26 protein-coding genes and 1 rRNA gene are annotated in these 24118 nt (G+C 36.2%); 12 read left to right on the top strand and 15 right to left on the bottom strand.

Annotation, left to right across the window (positions count from 1 at the left end; all coding sequences use genetic code 11):
* Nucleotides 1-103 (bottom strand): 16S ribosomal RNA (locus CO726_RS25780); the annotation flags it as partial.
* 402 nt (nucleotides 104-505) lie between these two features.
* On the opposite strand from CO726_RS25780, the gene CO726_RS25770 reads away from it, so the two are divergent.
* Entirely contained in the window at nucleotides 506-862 is a 357-nt protein-coding gene (locus tag CO726_RS25770) for a YgzB family protein (RefSeq protein ID WP_000025063.1), read from the top strand.
* 209 nt (nucleotides 863-1071) lie between these two features.
* Here the strand turns inward: CO726_RS25770 and perR are convergent, their stop codons facing one another.
* From perR to CO726_RS25740, 6 genes are all read right to left on the bottom strand, one after another.
* Nucleotides 1072-1500 carry a peroxide-responsive transcriptional repressor PerR gene (gene perR / locus CO726_RS25765; protein WP_000237831.1) on the bottom strand — a complete coding sequence of 143 codons (429 nt, stop codon included), beginning with the start codon at nucleotides 1498-1500 and terminating at the stop codon, nucleotides 1072-1074.
* Between the two features lie 299 nt (nucleotides 1501-1799).
* Entirely contained in the window at nucleotides 1800-2255 is a 456-nt protein-coding gene (gene bcp, locus CO726_RS25760; RefSeq protein WP_099686142.1) for a thioredoxin-dependent thiol peroxidase, read from the bottom strand.
* A gap of 44 nt (nucleotides 2256-2299) precedes the next feature.
* Nucleotides 2300-2704, bottom strand: coding sequence for a potassium channel family protein (locus CO726_RS25755; protein WP_099686141.1), 405 nt, complete (start codon nucleotides 2702-2704; stop codon nucleotides 2300-2302).
* 72 nt (nucleotides 2705-2776) lie between these two features.
* Nucleotides 2777-3562, bottom strand: coding sequence for an ABC transporter permease (locus CO726_RS25750; RefSeq protein ID WP_099686140.1), 786 nt, complete (start codon nucleotides 3560-3562; stop codon nucleotides 2777-2779).
* A 4-nt stretch (nucleotides 3563-3566) separates the two neighbouring features.
* Entirely contained in the window at nucleotides 3567-4358 is a 792-nt protein-coding gene (locus CO726_RS25745) for an ABC transporter permease (RefSeq protein ID WP_000521517.1), read from the bottom strand.
* Nucleotides 4351-5364 carry an ABC transporter ATP-binding protein gene (locus CO726_RS25740; protein ID WP_000843645.1) on the bottom strand — a complete coding sequence of 338 codons (1014 nt, stop codon included), beginning with the start codon at nucleotides 5362-5364 and terminating at the stop codon, nucleotides 4351-4353. Before CO726_RS25740 ends, CO726_RS25745 begins: the two co-directional genes overlap by 8 nt.
* A gap of 121 nt (nucleotides 5365-5485) precedes the next feature.
* On the opposite strand from CO726_RS25740, the gene hemL reads away from it, so the two are divergent.
* The 3 genes from hemL (at nucleotide 5486) to CO726_RS25725 (ending at nucleotide 12774) form a co-directional block, all read left to right on the top strand.
* Complete coding sequence (gene hemL, locus CO726_RS25735; protein WP_001974515.1) at nucleotides 5486-6790, top strand: glutamate-1-semialdehyde-2,1-aminomutase; 1305 nt, start codon at nucleotides 5486-5488, stop codon at nucleotides 6788-6790.
* A 198-nt stretch (nucleotides 6791-6988) separates the two neighbouring features.
* A complete protein-coding gene (locus tag CO726_RS25730; protein ID WP_099686139.1) occupies nucleotides 6989-11425 on the top strand; it encodes a glutamate synthase-related protein in 4437 nt (1478 codons plus the stop codon).
* A gap of 260 nt (nucleotides 11426-11685) precedes the next feature.
* On the top strand, nucleotides 11686-12774 hold the full coding sequence (locus CO726_RS25725) for an aromatic acid exporter family protein (RefSeq protein ID WP_098759338.1): 1089 nt from the start codon (nucleotides 11686-11688) through the stop codon (nucleotides 12772-12774).
* Nucleotides 12775-12788: 14 nt separating this feature from the next.
* Here CO726_RS25725 and CO726_RS25720 read toward each other — a convergent pair whose 3' ends face one another.
* The 4 genes from CO726_RS25720 to CO726_RS25705 form a co-directional block, all read right to left on the bottom strand.
* Entirely contained in the window at nucleotides 12789-14549 is a 1761-nt protein-coding gene (locus tag CO726_RS25720; RefSeq protein WP_099686138.1) for an ABC transporter ATP-binding protein, read from the bottom strand.
* Between the two features lie 54 nt (nucleotides 14550-14603).
* Nucleotides 14604-15134 carry a nucleoside tri-diphosphate phosphatase gene (gene ntdP, locus CO726_RS25715; RefSeq protein ID WP_000506628.1) on the bottom strand — a complete coding sequence of 177 codons (531 nt, stop codon included), beginning with the start codon at nucleotides 15132-15134 and terminating at the stop codon, nucleotides 14604-14606.
* Nucleotides 15135-15367: 233 nt separating this feature from the next.
* A complete protein-coding gene (locus CO726_RS25710; RefSeq protein WP_099686137.1) occupies nucleotides 15368-15628 on the bottom strand; it encodes a YgaB family protein in 261 nt (86 codons plus the stop codon).
* 188 nt (nucleotides 15629-15816) lie between these two features.
* Nucleotides 15817-16098 (bottom strand): gamma-type small acid-soluble spore protein, encoded by a 282-nt coding sequence (locus CO726_RS25705; RefSeq protein ID WP_000039045.1) that lies wholly within the window; start codon nucleotides 16096-16098, stop codon nucleotides 15817-15819.
* A 124-nt stretch (nucleotides 16099-16222) separates the two neighbouring features.
* Between CO726_RS25705 and CO726_RS25700 the strand changes: the two genes are divergently transcribed.
* Nucleotides 16223-16447 carry a hypothetical protein gene (locus CO726_RS25700; protein WP_136699852.1) on the top strand — a complete coding sequence of 75 codons (225 nt, stop codon included), beginning with the start codon at nucleotides 16223-16225 and terminating at the stop codon, nucleotides 16445-16447.
* Nucleotides 16448-16631: 184 nt separating this feature from the next.
* Here CO726_RS25700 and mutY read toward each other — a convergent pair whose 3' ends face one another.
* On the bottom strand, nucleotides 16632-17729 hold the full coding sequence (gene mutY / locus CO726_RS25690; protein ID WP_099686135.1) for an A/G-specific adenine glycosylase: 1098 nt from the start codon (nucleotides 17727-17729) through the stop codon (nucleotides 16632-16634).
* A 149-nt stretch (nucleotides 17730-17878) separates the two neighbouring features.
* On the opposite strand from mutY, the gene CO726_RS25685 reads away from it, so the two are divergent.
* Nucleotides 17879-18859, top strand: coding sequence for a metal-dependent hydrolase (locus CO726_RS25685; protein WP_099686134.1), 981 nt, complete (start codon nucleotides 17879-17881; stop codon nucleotides 18857-18859).
* A 24-nt stretch (nucleotides 18860-18883) separates the two neighbouring features.
* Here the strand turns inward: CO726_RS25685 and CO726_RS25680 are convergent, their stop codons facing one another.
* A complete protein-coding gene (locus CO726_RS25680; RefSeq protein WP_000998157.1) occupies nucleotides 18884-19150 on the bottom strand; it encodes a YfhJ family protein in 267 nt (88 codons plus the stop codon).
* Between the two features lie 121 nt (nucleotides 19151-19271).
* Between CO726_RS25680 and CO726_RS25675 the strand changes: the two genes are divergently transcribed.
* On the top strand, nucleotides 19272-19430 hold the full coding sequence (locus tag CO726_RS25675; protein ID WP_000517891.1) for a small, acid-soluble spore protein K: 159 nt from the start codon (nucleotides 19272-19274) through the stop codon (nucleotides 19428-19430).
* A gap of 37 nt (nucleotides 19431-19467) precedes the next feature.
* Nucleotides 19468-19620 carry a YpzG family protein gene (locus CO726_RS25670; protein WP_000122093.1) on the top strand — a complete coding sequence of 51 codons (153 nt, stop codon included), beginning with the start codon at nucleotides 19468-19470 and terminating at the stop codon, nucleotides 19618-19620.
* Nucleotides 19621-19684: 64 nt separating this feature from the next.
* Here the strand turns inward: CO726_RS25670 and CO726_RS25665 are convergent, their stop codons facing one another.
* Both CO726_RS25665 and recX read right to left on the bottom strand, forming a co-directional pair.
* Nucleotides 19685-20002, bottom strand: coding sequence for a YfhH family protein (locus tag CO726_RS25665; protein ID WP_099686133.1), 318 nt, complete (start codon nucleotides 20000-20002; stop codon nucleotides 19685-19687).
* Between the two features lie 10 nt (nucleotides 20003-20012).
* Nucleotides 20013-20825, bottom strand: coding sequence for a recombination regulator RecX (gene recX, locus CO726_RS25660; RefSeq protein WP_099686132.1), 813 nt, complete (start codon nucleotides 20823-20825; stop codon nucleotides 20013-20015).
* An 81-nt stretch (nucleotides 20826-20906) separates the two neighbouring features.
* On the opposite strand from recX, the gene CO726_RS25655 reads away from it, so the two are divergent.
* The 4 genes from CO726_RS25655 (at nucleotide 20907) to CO726_RS25640 (ending at nucleotide 24111) form a co-directional block, all read left to right on the top strand.
* Nucleotides 20907-21812, top strand: a complete 906-nt coding sequence (locus CO726_RS25655; protein ID WP_099686131.1) for a TIGR01777 family oxidoreductase — start codon at nucleotides 20907-20909, stop codon at nucleotides 21810-21812.
* A 139-nt stretch (nucleotides 21813-21951) separates the two neighbouring features.
* The gene (locus CO726_RS25650; RefSeq protein WP_099686130.1) at nucleotides 21952-23082 is read left to right on the top strand and encodes an amidohydrolase; all 1131 of its coding nucleotides are present in this window, start codon (nucleotides 21952-21954) and stop codon (nucleotides 23080-23082) included.
* Nucleotides 23083-23323: 241 nt separating this feature from the next.
* Nucleotides 23324-23881: a GNAT family N-acetyltransferase gene (locus tag CO726_RS25645; RefSeq protein ID WP_000914736.1), complete on the top strand. Its 558-nt coding sequence runs from the start codon at nucleotides 23324-23326 to the stop codon at nucleotides 23879-23881.
* Nucleotides 23882-23991: 110 nt separating this feature from the next.
* Nucleotides 23992-24111, top strand: a complete 120-nt coding sequence (locus tag CO726_RS25640; protein ID WP_000358480.1) for a YfhE family protein — start codon at nucleotides 23992-23994, stop codon at nucleotides 24109-24111.
* Nucleotides 24112-24118: the final 7 nt, after the last annotated feature.

The raw sequence follows: 24118 nt of genomic DNA, 5'->3' as shown, positions 1-24118 counted from the left end.
CCGCTAACTTCATAAGAGCAAGCTCTTAATCCATTCGCTCGACTTGCATGTATTAGGCACGCCGCCAGCGTTCATCCTGAGCCAGGATCAAACTCTCCAATAAAGTTAGTTTGTCTAGCATCTAAAAATAAAAATTGACGTTTCACGTTGTTTGTTTCGTTCAGTTTTCAAAGAACTACTTGATCGCTCATTCGCGACTTCCTTATGTTAACATCTTCGTTTTTCGATGTCAACTAAGTTTTTTTAATTTCTTTTTTGTCGTTTTCTGCGTTTCTGCATCAGCGACGGTTATTAATATATCATGCAGTACATACATGGTCAATACTTTTCACAAAAAAATTTCACATCCCGTTAAAACTTTAAAAACATGTTTCAAAAATCCGTATAGTCTCCCTTCATTCTTTACCCTAATTCACATTTCATATCTTATCACTTTATCACGCTTCTTAACGAATGAAAATTCTAAATTTTATGTTATTATTATTGTTATAGGAGAGTGGTGAGAATGAGCATTAAGTATTCAAACAAAATTAATAAAATCCGGACCTTTGCATTAAGTTTAGTATTTATCGGCCTCTTCATTGCATACTTAGGAGTCTTTTTCCGTGAAAACATTATTATTATGACAACATTTATGATGGTTGGCTTCTTAGCTGTGATCGCTAGTACTGTCGTTTACTTTTGGATTGGTATGTTATCTACTAAAACTGTACAAATTATTTGTCCAAGCTGCGATAAACCTACAAAAATGCTCGGTCGTGTCGACGCATGTATGCATTGCAACCAACCTTTAACAATGGATCGAAATCTAGAAGGAAAAGAATTTGATGAAAAATATAATAAGAAGAGCTATAAATCATAGGCACATATGAGTACAGTAAGGAAAATGTAATCTTACAAAACTAAACATTAAAAAGTGATTTCTTAACCAAGAAATCACCTTTTGTATTTACTCTTAATTAAATTAGGTTCTTTACTGAACATTTTAAATCCTCCTGAACCTAACGCAATTCCTAGATATAATAAAGAAAGAGGCTGACGTAAAGCCGTCAGCCTCTTTCTTTATATATATTACGCCTTATGACACTCTGGACAAACGCCATAAATTTCTAAGCGATGACTATTAATAACGAAGCCTGTCGTTTTCGCAGCTTCCTCTTCAAGCTGTTCCAAACCTCCATAAGGAAAATCAACAATCTTACCACATTTTTCGCAAATCACATGATAATGTTGACTTGTAACATAATCAAATCTACTTGAAGCGTCTCCATAAGTTAATTCCTTTACAAGTCCAACCTCTTTAAATACACGTAAGTTATTATAAACAGTTGCAACACTCATATTTGGAAACTTACCTTCTAATGCTTTATAAATGTCATCCGCTGTTGGGTGCGTCATAGATTCCACAAGGTACTCTAAAATAGCATGACGCTGTGGAGTAATGCGTACACCCGTATTTTTCAGCATTTCTAGCGCTTCTTTTAATTCTTCTTTGACCACCGTCATGCACCCCGATTCTATACGGATTATTATTTTATAATTCTTATAAAGAGTGTACTCCTTTTCTTATAAATCGTCAATATTTCTACTATAAGTATGTGGTTTATTTTTGTATATAGCCTTATTCTTATGTATCTTTCCCCATTTTTTTATACATTTACATAGAAAAAAAGTGCGACATAATCGCACTTGGAATACTATCATCTGAGGAGGTATGCCCTACACTTCACTTTATGTAAGACGATAAAATATGTATAGACACTCGCCTTACTTCTATATATTTTATCTCCATTATGGATTTACTTTATATAAGAAAGAACATCTTCAATATGCCCCTTCACTTTCACTTTACGCCATTCTTTTACAAGCTCACCGTCTTTATTAATAAGGAATGTAGAACGCTCGATTCCCATGTACTCTTTTCCAAAGTTCTTTTTCAATTTCCAAACATCGTACAATTCCGCTACCTTATGATCTTCATCTACTAAAAGTACAAATGGAAGTTCATGCTTTTCAATGAATTTCAAATGTCTATTTGCCGGATCCGGACTCACTCCAAGAATAACCGTATCCTTCTCTTGAAATAATCCATAAGCATCACGGAAATCACACGCTTCAGTTGTACACCCTGGAGTCATATCTTTCGGGTAAAAATATAGAACTACATTTTTACCACGAAAATCAGCTAAGCGAACTTGTTCCCCGTTACTTCCCTCTAATGTAAATTCTGGAGCCATTTCTCCTACTGTGATCATTGTTATCACTCCTACTCTTTTCTTTTACTATAACAAATGCTTCCTTATTTTTCATTGTCTATTACAGACCTCATTACAAAAGCAAACGGTAATGTATATCCAATTAGCGCTTCTCCAATTGCAATCCACCGCCCAATTCCAATCGGAGATATATCACCATATCCAACAGACAATAAAGTAACTGCGCTAAAATATAAACAAATTTCAACCAGTTGAAAAGAGTGAGCATTCACACTTTCTCCATCCTCTTTCAGAACTGCAAAACCCATTTCTTCTAATACAACATAACTTAACCCAAACGCAATTAGTACAGTTGTATAAATCAAAAATAATGTGGCTAGATTATACAACGAAAAAAAACGCCTTGAATCTGAATATGAACTCCATAACAATTGGACACTTCTCAAAATAGAAATTGCTGCAACTAATAGAATAAATCCCCATAACATGTCCTCCACCTCATTTTATATGTATGAGACAGCCATTGGATTTATCCCTTAGAAACAAACAAGCTTCTATAATTAATTACCAGCACCACGGTACCTTTTTACCCCTTGATTCCAAAGAGTAATTGCAATTGTAAAACAGATAACGCCAACGAGCGGTGTTGCAAATGCATAGCCATTCCACTCTGTTTTTCTTAAGAAGTATGCTGCCGGATACACTCCGACAAACGCAAATGGTAGGACAAACGTTAAAATGAAACGAATCACCCGGTTATAAATGTTAACAGGATAACGACCATAGTTACCTATGTTATACATTAGCGGCATAATTGAACTTTTCGCATCCGACCAAAAACCAAGGCTTGCAAGTGTAACAAATATCCCTCCATATACAAGTGCGCCCCCTCCTACCATTAGTAAGAATAAGAAGAAATCGTACCAGTAAAAAGATAATTGCAACTCCACTGCTGCGTAGCCCATTACAATCATCCCTGTAATCGCTCCAATTAAAGATTCAAGCTCCATTCTTTCTAATATAATTTGAAATAAACTATGAATCGGTCTCGTTAATATACGATCCATTTCTCCTTTAATAATGTAACGATCATTAAAATCCCATATGTTAAAGAAAGCTGAGAAAATGGCAAACGGCACTAAAAAGAAACCATAAATAAAGATGACTTCTTCTCTACTCCAGCCTTTTAATGCTTGTGTATGTCCAAACACAACGAGAATAAAGATTAAATTAACAGCTTGTAGTGATAAATCAGAAAGTAATCCAACGATAAAATCGCCCCGATACTCCAATTTTGTTTTTATATATTGGCTTGCATATTGCAAAAATAGTTTTATATATATCATCTCATCATCCCCCTTGTACAATTAGACGTTTTCTCGCCGTTCTCCACATGAGTACAATTGGAATAATAAGTACAATTGCCCAAATTACTTGGAATAATAATGCCTCATACAATTTACTTCCTTGTATACCTTCTGAAAAAATCATACTCGGAATATAACTAATGGCCTGAAACGGTAAAAACATCATTGCCTTTTGGGCCCATAACGGATAAAAACTAATCGGTAATAATAGACCTGAAAATAAATCAATAACAACACGTTTTGCATACATAATTCCACTATTATTAAATAGGAAGAACGTAAGCATTCCCGTCATTAAATTAATTTGTGTATTAATAATAAAACTAAATATTAAAGATAAGAAGAAATATAACCACGTTTGAAAATTCGTTGTAATTTGCAATGAAAATAATAAAGTAACGATAACCATACCCGGAATTGAAAAGAAGGCAAAGCGAAATATTCCTTCACCAAGACCTTGCATCACTTTCATCCCTAAATAGTTATATGGACGTATCAGTTCTACGGCTACACGTCCTTCTTGAATCTCCATCGCAATTTCCCTGTCTATATTATTAAAATAAAAGGCACGTGCCATCCACGCAATTGCGATATACGTAGTCATTTGCGAAATAGATAAACTTTCAATATTCTCTTTTCCGCTATAAATTGCTTGCCACAAAAAATAATATGCGCCGATATTAATTGTATAAATTAAAATCCCGCTATAGTAGTTTGTACGATACGCAAGCATCATTAAAAAGCGAATTCGAATCATTTCAATGTACTTACCCATGTTTAATACCTTCTTCATAAATGTTACGAATAATTTCCTCTGTAGACACTTCGTTAATTTTTAAATCTTTAATTTGAAATGCTTGTACTACTTTAGAAATAAGCATTGAAATAATAACTTCTTCATTCGGTATCTTTGCAATCCACGCGTTTTCCTCTTTCGCTTTCGACCAAACGACATGACTATCTGGCATAACCATTGATAAAGCTTGATAGGAAACTGGTGCGACAAACTGAAAATGTATTTCTTTCTCTGCTCCCCACTGCGTACGAAGATTATTTAAAGAACCGTCATACATAATATTGCCTTCATCCAGCATAATAACGCGCTCGCATAATGCTTCAATATCAGTAATATCATGAGTTGTTAATAAAATTGTTGTTTTATAGCGTTCATTCATTTCTTTTAAAAATTCACGTATTTTCAATTTCACAAGTACATCTAGCCCAATTGTTGGTTCATCTAAAAATAATAACGGCGGATTATGAATTAATGCTGCCGCTAATTCACAACGCATTCTTTGACCTAAAGATAGCTTTCGAACTGGCTTATCTAATAAAGGACCAATATCTAACGTTTCAATCACGTGCTCCATATGTTCTTTATACTGAGCGTCTGATACACCGTACACTTTTTTTAATAAACGAAACGATTCTTGTACAGCAATATCCCACCAAAGCTGTGAGCGTTGACCAAAAACAACACCAATTGTTCTTACAAATTCTTCTCTCTGCTTATGCGGGTTCATCCCATTTACTAAAATGTCTCCTGATGTCGGAGTCAAAATCCCCGTAAGCATTTTAATTGTCGTTGATTTACCGGCACCGTTCTCACCGATATACCCAACCATTTCACCTTGTTTCACAGTAAAAGATACATCATTTACTGCTGGTACTATTTTATAATTACGATTTAATAAATCGCGAAATGCACCCTTTAAACCTGGACGACTTGAATAGGCTGTAAATTCTTTACGTAACCCTTGTACCTCAATTACCGATTTCATAACCGGACCCCCTTCCTAAATGTCACAACGAATAGTTTACCCAACTGCCTTCTCTATCACAAACAATACGTCTTTTCAAAAAACATGTTAGAATAATACATAGATTTTTGTAAGGAGATGAATGGTAGTGAAATTCACAAAATCAGAAGCATTACATAAAGAAGCTTTAGAACATATCGTTGGCGGTGTTAATAGTCCTTCTCGTTCTTTTAAAGCAGTTGGCGGCGGCGCTCCTGTTGCTATGGAACGCGGAAAAGGTGCTTATTTCTGGGATGTAGACGGAAATAAATATATCGATTATTTAGCAGCATACGGTCCTATTATTACTGGACATGCTCACCCGCACATCACAAAAGCAATTACAACAGCTGCTGAAAATGGTGTACTTTACGGAACTCCAACAGCACTAGAAGTAAAATTTGCAAAAATGTTAAAAGAAGCAATGCCTGCATTAGATAAAGTCCGTTTCGTAAACTCTGGTACTGAAGCTGTAATGACAACAATTCGTGTCGCTCGTGCTTACACAGGCCGCACAAAAATTATGAAATTCGCTGGTTGTTACCACGGTCATTCTGATTTAGTACTTGTAGCAGCTGGATCTGGCCCTTCTACACTAGGAACTCCTGACTCAGCCGGTGTACCACAAAGTATCGCTCAAGAAGTTATTACCGTTCCATTTAATAATGTAGAAACTCTAAAAGAAGCATTAGATAAATGGGGACATGAGGTAGCAGCTATTCTTGTAGAACCGATTGTTGGAAACTTCGGTATTGTAGAGCCAAAACCTGGCTTCCTTGAGAAAGTAAATGAACTTGTTCACGAAGCTGGTGCACTAGTAATTTATGATGAAGTTATTACTGCTTTCCGCTTCATGTACGGTGGTGCTCAAGACTTACTTGGCGTAACACCAGACTTAACAGCGCTTGGTAAAGTTATTGGCGGCGGACTTCCAATCGGTGCTTACGGTGGTAAGAAAGAAATTATGGAACAAGTGGCTCCGCTCGGACCTGCATATCAAGCTGGTACAATGGCAGGAAATCCTGCTTCTATGGCATCTGGTATTGCTTGTCTAGAAGTTCTTCAACAAGAAGGGCTTTATGAAAAATTAGATGAACTTGGTGCAATGCTTGAAAAAGGAATTTTAGAGCAGGCTGAAAAACATAATATCGATATTACATTAAACCGCCTAAAAGGTGCTTTAACTGTATACTTCACAACGAATACAATTGAAGATTACGATGCAGCACAAGATACAGACGGAGAAATGTTCGGTAAATTCTTCAAGCTTATGCTTCAAGAAGGAGTTAACTTAGCACCTTCTAAATATGAGGCATGGTTCTTAACGACAGAACATACAAAAGAAGATATTGAATATACAATTGAAGCTGTAGGTAGAGCATTTGCTGCTTTAGCAAACAATAAATAATCCCGTCATTAAAAGGAAAAAAGAAAGCACACCTTTCTTTTTTCCTTTTTTCTATTTCATAAATTCCTTATCAATAGTATAATTATTCATAATTATCTGTTTAATTTTCTTTTATATCCTTACTATCTTTGTATACAAGGCTGCTCACGCCTTAAATAGTAAGATTATTCAAACTTTCATAAGAGGGGGGATTGACGGATGCTCAATAAAACAAATACATGGACACCGTCTTTATTTCGAGATTACAAAAATGCAGAACATGATGCGTGTGGAATCGTTTCCGTTATGGAGAAACGAAAAATTCCTACAAAAGAAAATATTGACCTTTGCATACAATCACTTGTCAAAATGAATCATAGAGCTGGTTTCATTAATGGCGAAGGTGATGGAATCGGCATTCACATTGATATACCAAAAGCACTTTGGAATGAAAAATTAAAAAGTAGCGGATATAATCCAACGATCGTGGATCATCCCCACTTTATCGTTGGACATTTTTTTCTAAATAAAAACGAAAATATAGTTAATTTAAAAAATCATATTCGTACACAATTAAACAACGAAAACTTTGCAATTCTTTTCGAAAGTGATGATGTAATAAACTCCGATGCACTCGGTCCACTTGGTAAACAAGAAGAACCTTTATTTTGGCAAGTTGCTCTTATCGCAGAAAATGAAGTTGCAAATATTGAGCAAACATTATTTACAGTAACGATAAAAATAGAAGAAAATGAAGCGATTCATGTTGCTTCCTTAAGTCGTGATCACGTTGTATATAAAGTTCTAGGTGCTGGGGATACACTTGTTGCCTATTACAATGATTTACAACACCCACTTATTGCTTCAACTATGACACTAGGACACAATCGCTATTCTACTAATACATTATCTAACTTCTTTCGTGTACAACCATTTAGTATCCTCGGACATAATGGTGAAATTAACACAATTGCAAAATTACGCGATCAAGCTGAAATGATTCACGTTCCACTTACTGCTGGGGGCAGTGACTCCCAAGATTTAAACCGCACCTTAGAAACTCTACTTGTTCAATACAACTACAGTTTATTTGAAGCAATGGATATACTATTCCCGCCAATTATTAATGAAATTAAACTTTATGAACCACATTTACAAGATTTATATACGTATATACGTGAAGCATGGGGCCATTTTGCACAAGGTCCAGCTGGCATTATTTCACGTTATAAAGATGAAGCTGTTTTCAGCGTGGATTCCCTTGGGCTACGACCAGTATGGAAAGTAGAGACAGAAAGCTCTTATATTTTCTCTTCTGAACCTGGAGTTGTATCACCAACTGAATATGTAGCAGAACCAAAACCACTCGCTCCAGGGGAAAAAGTCGGACTAAAGTGGAATGAACAAGATGAGCTTGTTCTTTATGAATATGACAAATACCAAGCTCAAGTATATGACCGTTTTAAAAAACGAGTGGATACTAAAGATTATCATTTAAACTTATCTACCCCTGAAACGAAAGAAATCCAAGGATTATGTGATTCTATGCAAGTTGAAACGAAACAATACGTTGCTTTCGGATGGGATCGTGAACATATTCAGCTTCTTGAACAGATGGCAACAAAAGGCGTTGAGCCAATTCGCTCACTCGGGCATGACTCACCACTCGCTGCACTCGATACTGATAGACGAAATATCGCTGATTTCATTAAGGAAAGTGTAGCTGTTGTTACAAATCCAGCAATTGATCGCGATCGAGAGGTCGAACACTTCTCTACACGAACGATACTTGGAGAGCGACCAAGTTTATTAAGCGGTGCTAAACAACCATTTGTAGTTGAGATGCTTTCCCCGATTATTTTAGAAGGAAGTGTAGCACAATCTATTGCAGAAGAATTACACACAGTTACGTACGAGCAACTTATACAACTATTCAATACTCATAGCTCTATCGCTACAATCTCTGCTACATTCAGTCAGGCAGAAACTTTACAATGCGCCTTAAGTCGAATTAGTTCTGAAGCAATAACAGCTGTGAACAATGGGGCTTCCCTACTATTAATAGACGATGCCAACGCTCATCTAAATGAACGGTTATGGATTGATCCCCATTTAGTTACTGCGAAAGTACATCAAGTATTAAGCGAAAATAAATTACGCCGAAACTGTTCGCTCGTTATACGTTCGGGTGCCCTTCGCTCCTTACATGATATCGTCACACTGTATGGATTAGGAGCAGATAGTATTAATCCATATTTATTATTTGCAACCGTAAATGATGGGACAAAAACACCAATTACGAATTTATACAATGCTCTTAATAAAGGACTGGAAAAAGTCATTTCAACAATTGGAATTCATGAATTGCGTGGTTACGGTCGCCTCTATTCTTCTATCGGGTTACATGAAGAAATCACAAATATATTGCAAATCACGAATTTCTTAGGTTCAAATGATTTAGCTTTTTCTCTTGAATCACTTGCTGAAGATGCACAAATGCGAGCGAACGATTATAACAATCCTAAAGTTAGAATGCGAAAATCTTTTCATATATTCCCGCGAATTTGGAAAGCAATTGGCGATGTTGCAAAAGGAAACTCTTATGATGATTACCGTGAAAAATTAAGTGAATTAGAAGAAAATAACCCAATCGCAATTAGACATCTTGTTCAAACGAAAGAAACAAAACATGTCATTCCGGCTGAAGAAGTGTCCATCAGTATTCAAAATCATGATTTACCATTTATTATTAGTTCCATGTCATTCGGTTCTCAAAATGAAATTGCCTTTCGTGCATATGCAGAAGCAGCCGATCAGCTAAATATGATTAGTTTGAACGGTGAAGGCGGCGAAATTAAAGATATGATTGGAAAATATCCACATACACGTGGACAACAAATTGCGTCCGGACGATTTGGCGTAAACGCCGAACTACTCAATTCATCAAACTTAATTGAAATAAAAATTGGGCAAGGCGCAAAGCCTGGTGAAGGTGGACATTTGCCAGGTTCAAAAGTAACAGCCAAAATCGCTGAAGCACGTAATGCGACAATTGGATCAGATTTAATTTCACCTTCTAACAACCATGATATTTATTCCATTGAAGATTTAGCTCAAATGATTACAGAAATTAAAACGGCTAATCAACTTGCGAAAGTAGCTGTAAAAGTCCCTGTCGTCCCTAACATTGGAACAATTGCTGTTGGTATCGCAAAAGCTGGTGCTGATTTTATTAACATTAGCGGATTTGATGGTGGTACAGGGGCTGCACGTATTCACGCATTGCAACATGTAGGGCTTCCTGTAGAAATTGGTGTGAAAGCCGCTCACAATGCTTTATTAGAAGCAAATATGAGACATAAAGTAGAAATTTGGGCTGATGGTGGTATTCGAAGTGTGAATGACGCCTTGAAAATTATGCTCCTTGGAGCAAACCGCATTGGATTTGGTACATTATCCATGATTGCAATTGGCTGTACAACTTGCCGCGGATGTCATCTAGATACTTGCCACGTTGGAATCGCAACACAGATTGAATCTGAAGCTCAAGCGAAAGAACACGGATTACGCCGCTTCGTCCCGCGTGAATTAGAAAGCGCCGTGGCTGGATTATTACATTTATTCACTACTTTTGGCGAAGAACTAAAACGATTAACAGGAAATCTCGGCTATACAAATTTACAAGAAATTGTCGGGCGTTCCGATTTATTAGAACAAGTTCGAGGCAAAAATTTATTAAACTTATGTAATTTACTACAAACGATAGAACATCCATCTAGTACAAAAACAGAACACGTACTAGAAAAACAATTTGAAACAATTCATTCTCCTCATTCAAAAGAATTAGTAGGCGTTGGCGTAGAGCAACGCGTTATGGGTGGTCTAGAATCTTGTTATCGCGTTCGTAGTAAATTATATGAAGACACGAAGCTTGAACCACTTACATTAAAGTATACGAATGGCTCGATTCCTGGAAATGGATTAGGTGCTTACAATAGTGAGAACTTATTTATACACGTAAACGGCGGCGCACAAGATGGTATTGGTAAAACCTCCTTTGGTGGTGGTATTTATATAACGAAAGCAAAAGGAAAAGACGGTCTATATTATAACGGTTCTGTCGGAAAAGGTTTTGGATACGGTGCACAAAAAGGGGCGCTATACGTTCAAGGTAACGCTGATGCTCGCGCTGGCATTCGCCTCTCTGGAGCAGACATGATAATTGGCGGACGCATGACAAAGCCACTCCGTGAAAAAGAGCAAGGGAATATAGGAGCATACTCTAATATTAAAGGTTTCGCTTTTGAATATATGACAAATGGGCGCGCTCTTGTTTTAGGGGATCCTGGTCCGTGGATTTGCGCTGGTATGACTGGCGGGGTTGTTTATTTACGCCATGATTCAAGCTTAGGTTTAACAGAACAGGCCTTAAAAAGAAGAATCGCAAAAGGAGCAAATGTTACATTACAACCAATTAGTAAAAATGGTGTGCAAGATGTGACCGAGTTATTACTAGATTATATCCGTGTATTAAATGAACATGAGCAATACGAGGAAGTTGCTTTGTTAACACCGTTACTCGATGATATGCAGCAACAGTTTTTTGAAATCATCCCGAAAAAAGAGCAGGCTGATCCATCTATCTCAACAGAGTGATATGCCTAATTTTCATCTTCAAGAAAAAAATTGACGAAGTACACTTCTCATAGTAATCTATAGTAACAATTTGAAACCTGCTGAAATTCAGCAGGTTTTTTTACTAAAAATTGATGTTTAAAAAGAATTAGGAAAAAGTATAAAATGAATCTTAATTTCTTATTAACGTCACTAAAATATCACTTGCTAACATATTGTAATGAATGTATAGTATCATGTTGTACATTCATTATGACAAGAGAAAGGATCTTATTAAGGGTATGAAACTTGGTGCTCGCATTTTAAAAACGGGTATTGCCATCACATTAGCTTTATTTGCTTGTATTTTACTTCACTTACCGAGTCCGGTATTTGCGGGAATCTCAGCTATCTTCGCTGTTCAACCGTCTGTATACCGCTCGTATTTAACTGCACTTGAACAAATTCAAGCAAACGTCATTGGTGCGGTATTCGCTATCGCATTCGCTACTGCTTTTGGACATAATCCTTTTATTATTGGATTAACATGTATATTAGTAATTGCTCTTACATTGCAATTACGATTAGAAAACACAATATCAATTGCTTTAGTAACAGTTATCGCTATTATGGAGTATCAAGGTGAAGATTTCTTTAGTTTTGCCTTACTTCGATTTGCGACGATTATGGTTGGAATTATTGCGGCTTCACTTGTAAATTTAGTGTTTATGCCGCCAAAATACGAAACAAAACTTTATCATCGTATCGTTGATAACACAGAAGAAATTGTAAAATGGATTCGAATGAATAGCAGGCAAGCTTCTGATTTTACAACGTTAAAAACTGATATTGATCGTATGAAAGAAAAAATGATCAAACTAAACCACTACTATTTGCTGTATAAAGAAGAAAGAAGCTACACGAAAAAAGTAAAGTTCGCAAAAATTCGTAAGCTCGTTTTATTCAGACAAATGTTAGCGACGACAAGCCGTGCTTTAAGTACGTTAAAATCATTACATCGTACTGAAAATGAACTGCGCTATATGCCAGAAGAATTTCAGGAATCTATCCAAAACGAACTTGATTCATTAACGCATTATCATGAACAAGTTTTATTAAAATTTATTGGTAAAGCAAAAAAACAACAGTCCGTTGAAATGCTTGATGAAGTTGAAACAGGTAAACAAGAATTAATTGATATCTTTATGGAATATCAAAACAAAGACGATGAGGAAGCGTATAAAACATGGCTACACCTCTTCCCTCTTATTTCTGCCATTATTAACTATAGTGAAGAAGTAGAGCATTTAGATTTACTTGTGGATAGCTTCTACACATACCATAAACCAGAAGCAGAACTCAAAATCGATGATAAAAAAGAAGACGAATAAAAAAACAGCTCCTTTTACGCTAAAGGAGCTGTTTCTGTTATATGTTGAAGTTGATATAAATTATAATAAAATCCTCTCTTTTTCATTAACTCTTCATGAGAACCTGTCTCTTTAATTTCACCATCTTCAATGTAAATAATCGTATCCACATGCGTAATCGTCGCCAATCGATGTGCTATTATGATCGTCGTCCGATCAGCAGCTAACGTCTGAAGCGCCTCTTGAATATATCGTTCATTTTCTAAATCTAAAGCGGAAGTCGCCTCATCTAATATAAGTAACGATGGATTCTTTAGAAACACTCGTGCAATCGCTACACGTTGCCTTTGGCCACCAGATAACTTCACACCACGTTCTCCAACGACAGTATCATAACCATCAGGTAACTCTATAATAAAATCATGAATTTGCGCAGCTTTGGCAGCTGCAATCACTTCTTCCTCTGTAGCTTTCGGATTTCCGTATAAAATATTTGCCCCGATTGTATCGCTAAATAACAAATTATCTTGCAGTACAATTCCAATATGACTACGTAAATTTCTCATATCATACTTTCTGACATCTATCCCATCTACATAAACTGCCCCTGAGGAAACATCATAGAAACGAGGAATCAAACTAGCAAGAGATGACTTTCCTCCCCCACTCGCTCCTACAAGTGCTACCTTCTCTCCTGGCAACATAGTTACCGAAAGATTATGTAATACCTCTTTTTCATCCGAATTGTAACGAAAAGATACATTATCAAATATCACTTCGCCATTTAATTGTTTCGTTTGTACCGCACCTGGCACATTGACAATATCGTATTTTTCATCTAACAGTTCAAACACTCGATCCATCGATGCGAAAGACTGCGTTAATGTCGTAGAGGAATTAACAAGGCGGCGAAGTGGACTATACAAACTATCCATATATCCAACAAAGGCAACCATAGTCCCTAATGTTAACTGCCCCTGAATCACTTCATATGCTGCAAAACCGATTACAAGTAACGGCCCTAAATCCGTTAACGTATTTACTGCCGAAAAGGTTCTCGCCGTCCAACTCGTATGCGTTAACGCTTTCGTCAAAAATTCATTATTTCTTTTTTCAAACTGCTTCCCCTCATACTCTTCTAACGCAAAGCTACGTGTCACTTGCATCCCTTGAATACGTTCATGTAAATACCCTTGCATCGTTGCTAACGCTTGTGAACGCTCTTTCGTCAATCGTCGAAGACGCCCGAAAAAATACTTCACTGCCACTACATAAATCGGTAAAATTAATAGCGCAACAAATGTCAATTTTATATTCATAGAAAACATAACAATAATAGCGATAGCAATTGTTGCCGTATCTAACCAAACATTCATCAAACCAGTAATAACAAAGTCCTTCGTTTGTTCTACATCATGAATGACACGTGAAATAATCTCCCCTGTTTTTGTATTCGAATAGTAGCGTAAGCTCAACTTTTGCAAATGACCAAAAATATGCTTTCGCAAATCATATAATATTGTATTCGCGATACGCTGCGCGAAATATTGGCGATAATATTCAATTGGCGGTCTTAATACTGCAAAAATAAAAAACGCAATCCCAATCGCTGTTACTAGTTGGGACGTTTTATCTTGAAGTGACCCTCCGCCCTGAATTACATCATCAATAATATATTTTAATAACCACGGCATAATAAGCGGGATGCCGAATTTAACTAGACCAATCATAATCGTAATAGCAATAAGCCATCGATATGGTTTAACAAATTGCAAATATCTTTTTATACCTTGCACATAATCCCCCCTCTAATAGGACAAACCTGCCGGGAAATCCCCTGCAGGTTTGTTTTAATTTCTGTACATTAAATATCTCTCATACCACATATCTACAAAATCTGGCGCGAATGGTCCTTTTCTTTGATGAATCCATTGTGTTAATTGTGCTACATTTCGTTTTAAAATGGTATCAATAACAGGTGGATACTGCATAATTTGACTATGCTTTTCATACTCATCTTCATCTAAAAGCGTATATGTCATATCTGGATACACTTTAATATCTAAATCATAATCAATGTACTTCAATGCTTCGGAATCATATGCAAAAGGTGAGCTTAAATTACAATAATAATATACGCCCTCTTCCCTTAACATTCCAATCACATTAAACCAATAGTTTGCATGAAAATAACAAATTGCTGGTTCACGAGTAATCCATGTTCGGCCATCTGATTCCGTCACTACTGTACGATCATTCGCTCCGATCACAAGACTCTGTGTCCCTTTTAAAATTGTTGTCTCTTCCCACATTCTATGAATGGAGCCATTATGTTTATAACTATGTATTTGTACCTTTTCTCCTTCTTTGGGAAATCCCATATATGCTCCCTTCCTTCAACTGCAAATGCCCTTTGAACTGCATTCACTTTTTTTCTATTATAACTTTTTTGTCGAAATTTTAAAACTAAAGCGATAAGACTCTATGTTTCACACTGAATACCATATCCTTAATCTTCTTCGGAAACGGAGCCAAACGAGGAAATGAGAATAAAAAAAGCCCTTCCTTATTTCCATGTAAAGAAGGACCTTTCACCTGAAGGCAACGGTATATTTTATCCTAAATTTGAAATCATTTTTTCAGTTTCAAAAGATTGAATCACACTATTTGTTTGCTCTTCAAATTTCTCATGTAATAGCTTGAGTGCTAATTCTGTTCTATATATTTCTTGGCGAATAAAATGTAATTCCTTTTTATCGCACGTATCCTTTTCGCTCATTTCAATTTGCTGATATTTCTCTAGATGAGCTTGTAACTTTAACAATTCATCCATCGTTTCCAATTGCTCTCCAACCAACTTATCAAAATCGCTCATTACTTACCCCCTTTTGGACTTATTTATCAGTTATTATTCTTCATTACATATTTCTAATCTTTAGCTTCCTTCTCCTTTGACTACATTTGTTGACTTATTAGAAGTTATGTCGTTCGCTTTATTTTCATTACCATGACCAAAGCACAAAGAAAACACTTCTCACGAGTTAGAGAAGTGTTTTTCTTTCATTACTGATTTGAACTAGAAGATTGTGATTGTTTTGCAGCTGATTGTGCATTTTGTTTTTTCACAGCATGCACGTCTGTTTCAGTTGCAAATTCTGTACCATAGCTAGCATTTGCACTTTGTGCACCAGAAGCTTGTGCTTTCTTTGCTTCTGATTGTGCGTTTGCTTGTTTTACTGCTTGCACATCTGTTTCAGTTGAAAACTCTGTACCATAACTAGCATTTGTACTTTGAATGCTAGCACCAGAAGTTGCTTTGTTATAACCTTGTTGTTTTTTACTCATCTTTCTCACCTCCACAATCAATAATGTAACCAATTCAACTAGAAGCTATCCGTCATTTTCTTTTAAAAAATTACGCATATATCTCTTATCACTCATTCAAACTATAGAAAATGGAGGTGGGAATATGTATATAGGGCGCGATATGACGGAACTAACGATGATTTCAAAAAGTGAATGGAAAGAAGACGAATTAGCTTATTTTCATCATTCATTACAACAAATTCTGCCTTATTTAAACGCAGAAGGTCAAAGTATTTACAAAGAAATTGTAATAGAAATTGAATCAAGAGGTGGCTTACAAGAAGGTGATGCTAGTTGGATTCATGGGACAAGAATTTCTTACGATTAAAAAAGTGTTCCCAATTGGGAACACTTTTTTATTTATCCCGCTTTAATGGGCAGTAAGACCCCCACCTCAAAATGCAGCGAAAGCAAAGAATTTAGGTGGGGGATCAACTGCCCATAAAAGTCCGATTAGTTCAACTAATAATCAGTGGGGGATGAAGAAAACCCCCACTGATTAAAGTTTCACTTTATTGCATTGTAATTTTCTCAACGCAACTCTCATAAATCGTACGATGCGATTTTGAAAAAGGTAACTGCTCAAATGCTTCTTTCGATACAAATTTCAATGTATCTGTTTCAACAATATCACCAGTTACTTTTCCGTAAAATACGAATATATCCCAAGTGCGATGTGTAAACGTATGTTGCACATTCATCGCGTATTCTTCAATAGAAATCGAAAGGTCAAATTTTTCTTTCATATAATCTATAAGCTGTTCCTTCTGATTACGAATTCCTTCGCCAAGTTCAATATTCGGAAACTCCCACATATTAGCTAATAATCCGGTACTTGGACGTTTATTAATAACGTAACGACCATCTTCCGTTTGAAGTACCCCTGCAACAATCGGTACCATTGTAGGAGCTTTCGCTTTACTTTTTACTGGTAACTCCTTTTGAACACCTTCAGCATATCCCCGGCAATGCTCACGTACAGGACAAAGTAAGCATGCTGGATTTTTTGGAATACAAATTAGTGCACCTAACTCCATCAATCCTTGATTAAAATAAGATGGGTTTTCTGCCGAAATAATTTCACGTACAATCTCTTCAAACACTTTTCTAGTTTTCGGTTTTGCAATGTCATCCCATACTGATAAAATACGGGATAATACACGCATAACATTTCCGTCAACTGCTGGCTCTGGTATACCATATGCAATACTTAAAATAGCACCTTTTGTATATGGTCCGACTCCCTTTAACTTTTCAATTTTCTTTACATCACTCGGTACTATCCCGCCGTATACTTCTTTTACTTCTTTTACGGCCGCATGTAAATTTCGTGCTCTAGAATAATACCCTAAACCTTCCCATGCTTTTAACACTTCTTCATCATCAGCATTTGCCAAAGCTTCTAGAGTAGGAAACTTCCCCATAAAATTCGCGTAATATGGTTTTACAGCTTCTACCCTTGTTTGCTGCAACATAATTTCCGAAACCCAAACGCGGTATGGATCTTTATTTTTACGCCACGGTAAGTCGCGTTGCTCTTTTTCAAACCAACCAATTAAATCATTTTGAAACTGCTCTATGTTAAAATTATTTAATATTTCAAGTGTCAAACTTGATCCCCCTCATTTTTTTGCATATAAGTACTATTATAAAGATTTTAGGAAAAAATTTAAGTAAGATGACATAGGAAATAGAAGGCAAAGGACTTGAGGTATCGAATAAAAAGAGTTACATTAATAAAAAACGGAGGTGTATTTCTATGGACACAGCCACTCACCTTGTTATGGGCGTTACTCTAGGCAGTTTGGCAACGTTAGATCCAGCCATAGCACAAAGTGATATTGGGCCACAAGCAGTTATGCTTGCTACAATTGCCGGTTCCAATATTCCTGACATCGATACAGTTTTAAAATTGCGTAATAACGCTAAATATATAAGAAATCATCGTGGGATTACTCATTCCATTCCTGCAGTGATTCTTTGGTCATTCCTTATAAGTGGCATCTCTTTCGCCTTCTTTTCAGACGCCCCATATTTGCACCTACTACTTTGGTCATTTATTGCCGTCTTTCTTCATGTCTTTGTAGATATTTTTAATGCCTACGGTACACAGGCATTACGGCCCTTCACAAAAAAATGGGTAGCGCTCGGCATCATTAATACATTCGATACAGTCATTTTCTTTATCCACATACTCGCAATTGCTTGTATGCTCGTAGGTTCCCATAAAGGGTATACTGCCTTAGCAGCGTATATATTAATGATTATTTACTACATCGGACGGATTATGATGCATAGAAATATAAGAAGCGTTGTACAAAAACGGTTCAAAAATGTTGAGAAGATAATCATTTCTCCTTCTTATCGATTTTATCATTATCATTTAGCAGTCGTTACAACTGATTATTACTACGTTGCTAGATGGCATCGTGGAAATATCATGGTATATGATAAGTTCGACCGGGTACCGTTCCCAGATAACGCTATTATGCGCGCCGCGAAACAAGATGAAAATATCTCAGCATTTCTATCTTTCTCCCCTGTTTATCGCTGGGACATTTTCGATTATGATCATTATTACGAAGTTCGATTCATTGATTTGCGATATCGCAGTAAAGATTATTATCCATTCGTTGCAATTGTTCAACTCGATCATAATTTAAATATTATTAGTTCCTATACAGGATGGATTTTTAGTGAAGAAAAACTTCGAAAAAAACTGGAATTACTTCCACATTAAAAAAAGCGACTTAAGTCGCTTTTTTTAATGTTTCAAATGATCTTCTTGATTGATTAGATGGCTATATTTCGGATTATTTGTACGCATTTCATGAAGGCGTCCTCCATGATTATTAATCCATGATCGCACCACTTGTTCAGTCATTTCTTCTCCTTGATAACGACCTGATTTCGCATAAGTTGTTTGAAAATCTTCCCACAGTAATTCAACCCACGCCCGAGCTTGCGCGTAAGAAAGTTTGTCATTTTTGTCCAATAGTTCTTTCGTTAATGCTTCATAAATATCATTCATGTTCTAATCTCCTTTACCTAATTATCCCTTCATTTCTAAAGGATAGTTTCTTCTATTTTGCACATTCTATAATTGATACTTCTTCAAGAGGTATCAACTGATGATGAGGAGGGCGTTCGCAATGGGTAAACAAGCCGAATTTTGGTCTGAGTCAAAAAACAACAGCAAAATCGACGGTCAACCGAAAGCGAAATCACGCTTCGCTTCGAAACGACCTAACGGCACAATTAACACGCACCCACAAGAACGTATGCGTGCTGCAAATCAGCAGGAAGAGTAGTACAAATTAATTTAACTTCCTACACGAGGTGATAAAGATGAGCTACCGTGATCGCTTAGATAGTCGTTCTGAATTATTTAACCATACGTGGACTCGTCCGAAACATGCAAAAGCGCAAGTTAACGGACAGACGCAACAAACCCAGTCTCTCATTATATTGGCGAATGAATGTAAAAAACGCCAATTTTAGAATCTCCTATCTCCTGTAACGCCTACCAAAGATGAAAACCAGAGAGATATTCGCTCTCTGGTTTTTATTTTTCTTGCAATAAAGAAATCGGTATTCCAATCTCTTCACTATCATTTTGCTTATGTCCCCAAGCAAATACCCCATTGAAATACGTAATTTCAAATAATATACCAGGTTCTTCTACCAATTCATATGTCTCACCAATATGGAATTTGTTTATGTCAGTCATATAAGCACGAGCCATTGCCATCTTTCTCATTAATACATCGAACTCATTTACAATTCCAAGTTGCTCAGCCTTTATCGCTTGCTCTTTCAAAAGCCCAATTTCTTCCCTTAGCTCATGTGGTGTCATTTCACTGTAGCGCTTTGGCATATTCATCTTATTCCCCTCATCCCTCTTCGCGTTTCATCTGCAAAAATATCTCTATCTCATCAATAGAGAACCCTTTGCGATATAACGCTTGTTTCATCTTATTTTGGAATGTCCATCCATCATACTTCTTATATTTCTCATAATATTTATTTCCATGATAGTGTAACGCTTCTTGTTGCTTTTCGTCATCTTTTTCGTCTTTCAATTCTTCCAAACAAATTTGAATCACATCTCTAGAATATCCTTTACGAACAAGCATTTCGTCTAGCTTTAGCTTCATTTGTAAAAAGGAATGCTTTTGATAAGACTTTTTCTTCTTTTCTATAAGAATTAAAGCATTTTCAATTTGCTTTTCCTTCGGATATTCTTGTAAACTATGCGTAATAATTAGATCCTGAACACCTTTATTTAACAACTCTCTTTTAATAACGGTGGGACCTTTTCGATTCACATTACTTTGCGTTCTCGTATATAAAACAGCGTACTCTTTATCATTAATATATCGTTCATGTAATAATTTTGAAACGACTTCAGAGATGATGGCCTGTCCCACTTCTTTTTTTCGTAAAAAATCTTCTATTTCTTGTTTCGTTCTCATTTGATAGGATAAATAGGAGATTGCTTGTAAATATGCTTTTTGTACCTCTTCATTGTACAAAATATTTCCTAACGCTATTTCATCAATTTCTAAGCCCTTTTGTAATCCGTGTTTTATTAAGATTACTTCATTCACACTAAACCCGTACTCTTCCCCTTGACCTTTATCAATATAAATATTAAACCGTTCTTTCGATCGTTTTTGTACTTCTATTTTTGTAATGACAGCCATACTCTCACCTCTCTATTATTTTAACATAGTCGAGGAACGTTTTTGCTTTTCAAGAATATATATAATGAGGAGGAAATACTTGTGAAAATCGCAATTTCTGGTGGTACCGGCTTTATCGGTAAATACCTTTCTACTTTTTTTATTCAAAAAGGATATACTGTTTACATTCTCACGCGAAAAAAAGCTAATGAAACTTCCGACCCTAACCTGCAGTATGTTCAATGGACACCAGATTTACAAACCTTCCCCCTCTCTTCTATCGATGTAGTTATTAATCTAGCTGGAGAGTCTATTAATAGTAGATGGACAAAGAAACAAAAGAAAGTCATTTTAAACAGTAGAATTCAAACAACAAAAGGACTCATTAAACAATTACAAGCACTCCATACAAAACCACACACATTTATTAACGCAAGTGCTATTGGATACTACGGAACGTCTGAAACCGATTCTTTTACAGAGCAGCATGAGACTCCTGGAAATGACTTTTTAGCAAATACAGTATATTCATGGGAACAAGAAGCATCTAAAGCACGTTCTCTCGGAATACGAACGATCTACGCAAGATTGGGAGTCGTATTAGGCGCAGACGGAGGAGCTCTTCCAAAAATGCTACTCCCCTATCAATTCTATATCGGAGGTACAATTGGATCTGGGAACCAATGGTTATCATGGATTCATATAGCCGATGTCGTTCGCATGATTGATTTCATCATACACAAAGAAGAAATTGATGGAGCTCTTAACATTACAGCTCCCCAACCTATAAGAATGAAGGAATTTGGAGAAACCATTGCAACTATAATGAAAAAACCTCATTGGTTACCTGTCCCTTCGTTTATGATTCACACTTTATTGGGTGAGATGAGCATACTTGTACTAGAAGGGCAATATGTATTACCTAGTAAAGCAATTAAACATGGATATCAATACACATTTCCGGCAATAGACCATGCATTACAAAATATACTTTCGCATACAATGTAGTACTTCTAAAACACAGTTTTAAAGGGGCCCTTTCAAAACTTTCATTTTCTAGAATTCGGAGCATTATTACACAAATAATCTTTCCGTTACTTTCCCTTAAATTCCATTAACATTATAAAGTAACAGAAATGAGGTACCTATGAAAATATTGCTCAAACAAGCCATTGTCTATCCTATTACATCCCCAAAACTTCAAGGGGATGTACTCGTTATAGGAGAAAGAATTGCTGAGGTCAGCCCTTCCATTCAACCTACTCAAGATATGACAGTTATAGACGCACGTGCTCTTCATCTCTTGCCTGGATTTATTGATGTCCATACTCATCTTGGTCTCTATGATGAAGGTACTGGTTGGGCTGGTAATGATGCAAATGAAACATCTGAAGTTTCAACACCACATATCCGTTCTTTGGACGGAATCCACCCTTTTGACATTGCATTTCAAGATGCTGTACGAAACGGAATCACAACTGTTCATGTTATGCCAGGAAGTCAAAACATTATCGGTGGTACTACTTGTGTAATAAAAACAGCTGGAACTTGTATTGATCATATGATTATTCAAGAACCTGCTGGCTTAAAGATTGCCTTTGGCGAAAATCCTAAAAAGGTCCATAGTAATGGAACAAAAGAATCCATAACACGTATGGGAATTATGGGATTACTTCGGGAATCATTCTATGAAGCACAGCACTACGGGCATGAAGCTGATTTTCGAATGCTTCCTATCTTAAAAGCATTACGCCGCGAAATACCCGTACGTATCCACGCTCACCGAGCAGATGATATTAGTTCAGCTCTACGTTTTGCAACAGAGTTCAATCTCGATTTACGTATTGAACATTGTACAGAAGGACACTTTATTGTTGAAGAACTTTCGAAACACAATTTGAAGGTTTCAGTTGGCCCTACGCTTACACGCCGTTCTAAAATCGAACTAAAAAATAAAACATGGGACACTTACCATGTTTTATCAAAAAATGGTGTGGAAGTTTCTATCACAACAGATCACCCCTATACACCCATTCAATATTTAAATGTTTGTGCTGCTGTCGCGGTAAGGGAAGGATTAGATGAAAAAACTGCCCTAGAAGGAATCACTATATTTCCAGCGCGAAATTTACGTTTAGAGGATAGAATTGGAAGCATTGAGGTTGGAAAAGATGCTGATCTCGTGTTATGGACACACCATCCTTTCCATTATTTAGCCAAGCCTGTACTAACTATGATTGATGGAAAAATAATTTACAAAAAAAATAAAAAAAACTAGTTTATTTTTTTGACTAGATAAAGTATTATACGATTATAAACTGAATGAAACCATAATCAATTTGTGTCGTGATTATCATTTTCAAATTGATGAATGGGGAAGGCAAATGGTGCGCCACCAGCGTTAGAAACTGGTTCTAGTGGGTTCGATTCCCACCCCGAAATTTTTTAAAGATTGATATAAAAATTTCGAGGGTGGGGTGTTTTTTCGTCATGCTACCCTCGTGTGAGGAGGAGTTAGTATGTTGAAAAAACGCGACTTACACGACAGCCACGTTCTATACGAGTTAATGGTGGATCCAGCTGTCTTCCCTTTTGTGCGTCAAAAGGCTTATTCTTATGAGGAATATTTATTTTTAACGAAACAAACGATTGAAGCTGAAGAGCGTGGGGAATTAATTTCACGCACAATTTTAGATGAATGGGGTAACCCTATCGGAACAATTACTTTATTTGATGTGCAAGAAAAAGCCGGATTCCTTGGAACATGGCTTGGCAAACCTTATCATGGAAAAGGCTATAATAAATTGGCAAAAGATTCATTTTTTAGCGAACTTTTCTATGAATTAGATATTGAAACGATTTTTATGCGTATTCGTAAAATAAATATTCGTTCTATTAAAGCTGCAGAAAAATTACAATACGTAAATCTAGCAAACGAAACAAGAAAAGCCGTTTATGATGAAATTAACGCGAATGAAGAAGTATATAACTTATATGAAATTCCAAAAGATCAATATACACTTGCTACAATGCGAGATACAACGTTCCAAGATGCTCATCACTTAAAAGAAGCATAATATAAATTTTCAGAAATAATAATTAATCATTAACATTTTAACATATACGTATATCACCCCATGTCTTTGGAAACGATAGATAGTGACTTTAGGACACGAGGTGATTTGTAATGGATAAAAAGAAACGTGACAAAGCAAAAAACGCATTATCTAGTACACAAGAAGTTCTCTACCAACGAGAATTTCGTAAAGCAGATCGCGCAGCGGGTTATCGCTCGAAAAGTATTTAAAGTGAGA

This window comes from Bacillus fungorum (assembly GCF_002746455.1).
Classification (GTDB): Bacteria; Bacillota; Bacilli; order Bacillales; family Bacillaceae_G; genus Bacillus_A; species Bacillus_A fungorum.
Note: the sequence above shows the minus strand (reverse complement) of the source record. Positions and strands in the feature narration are given on the sequence as shown.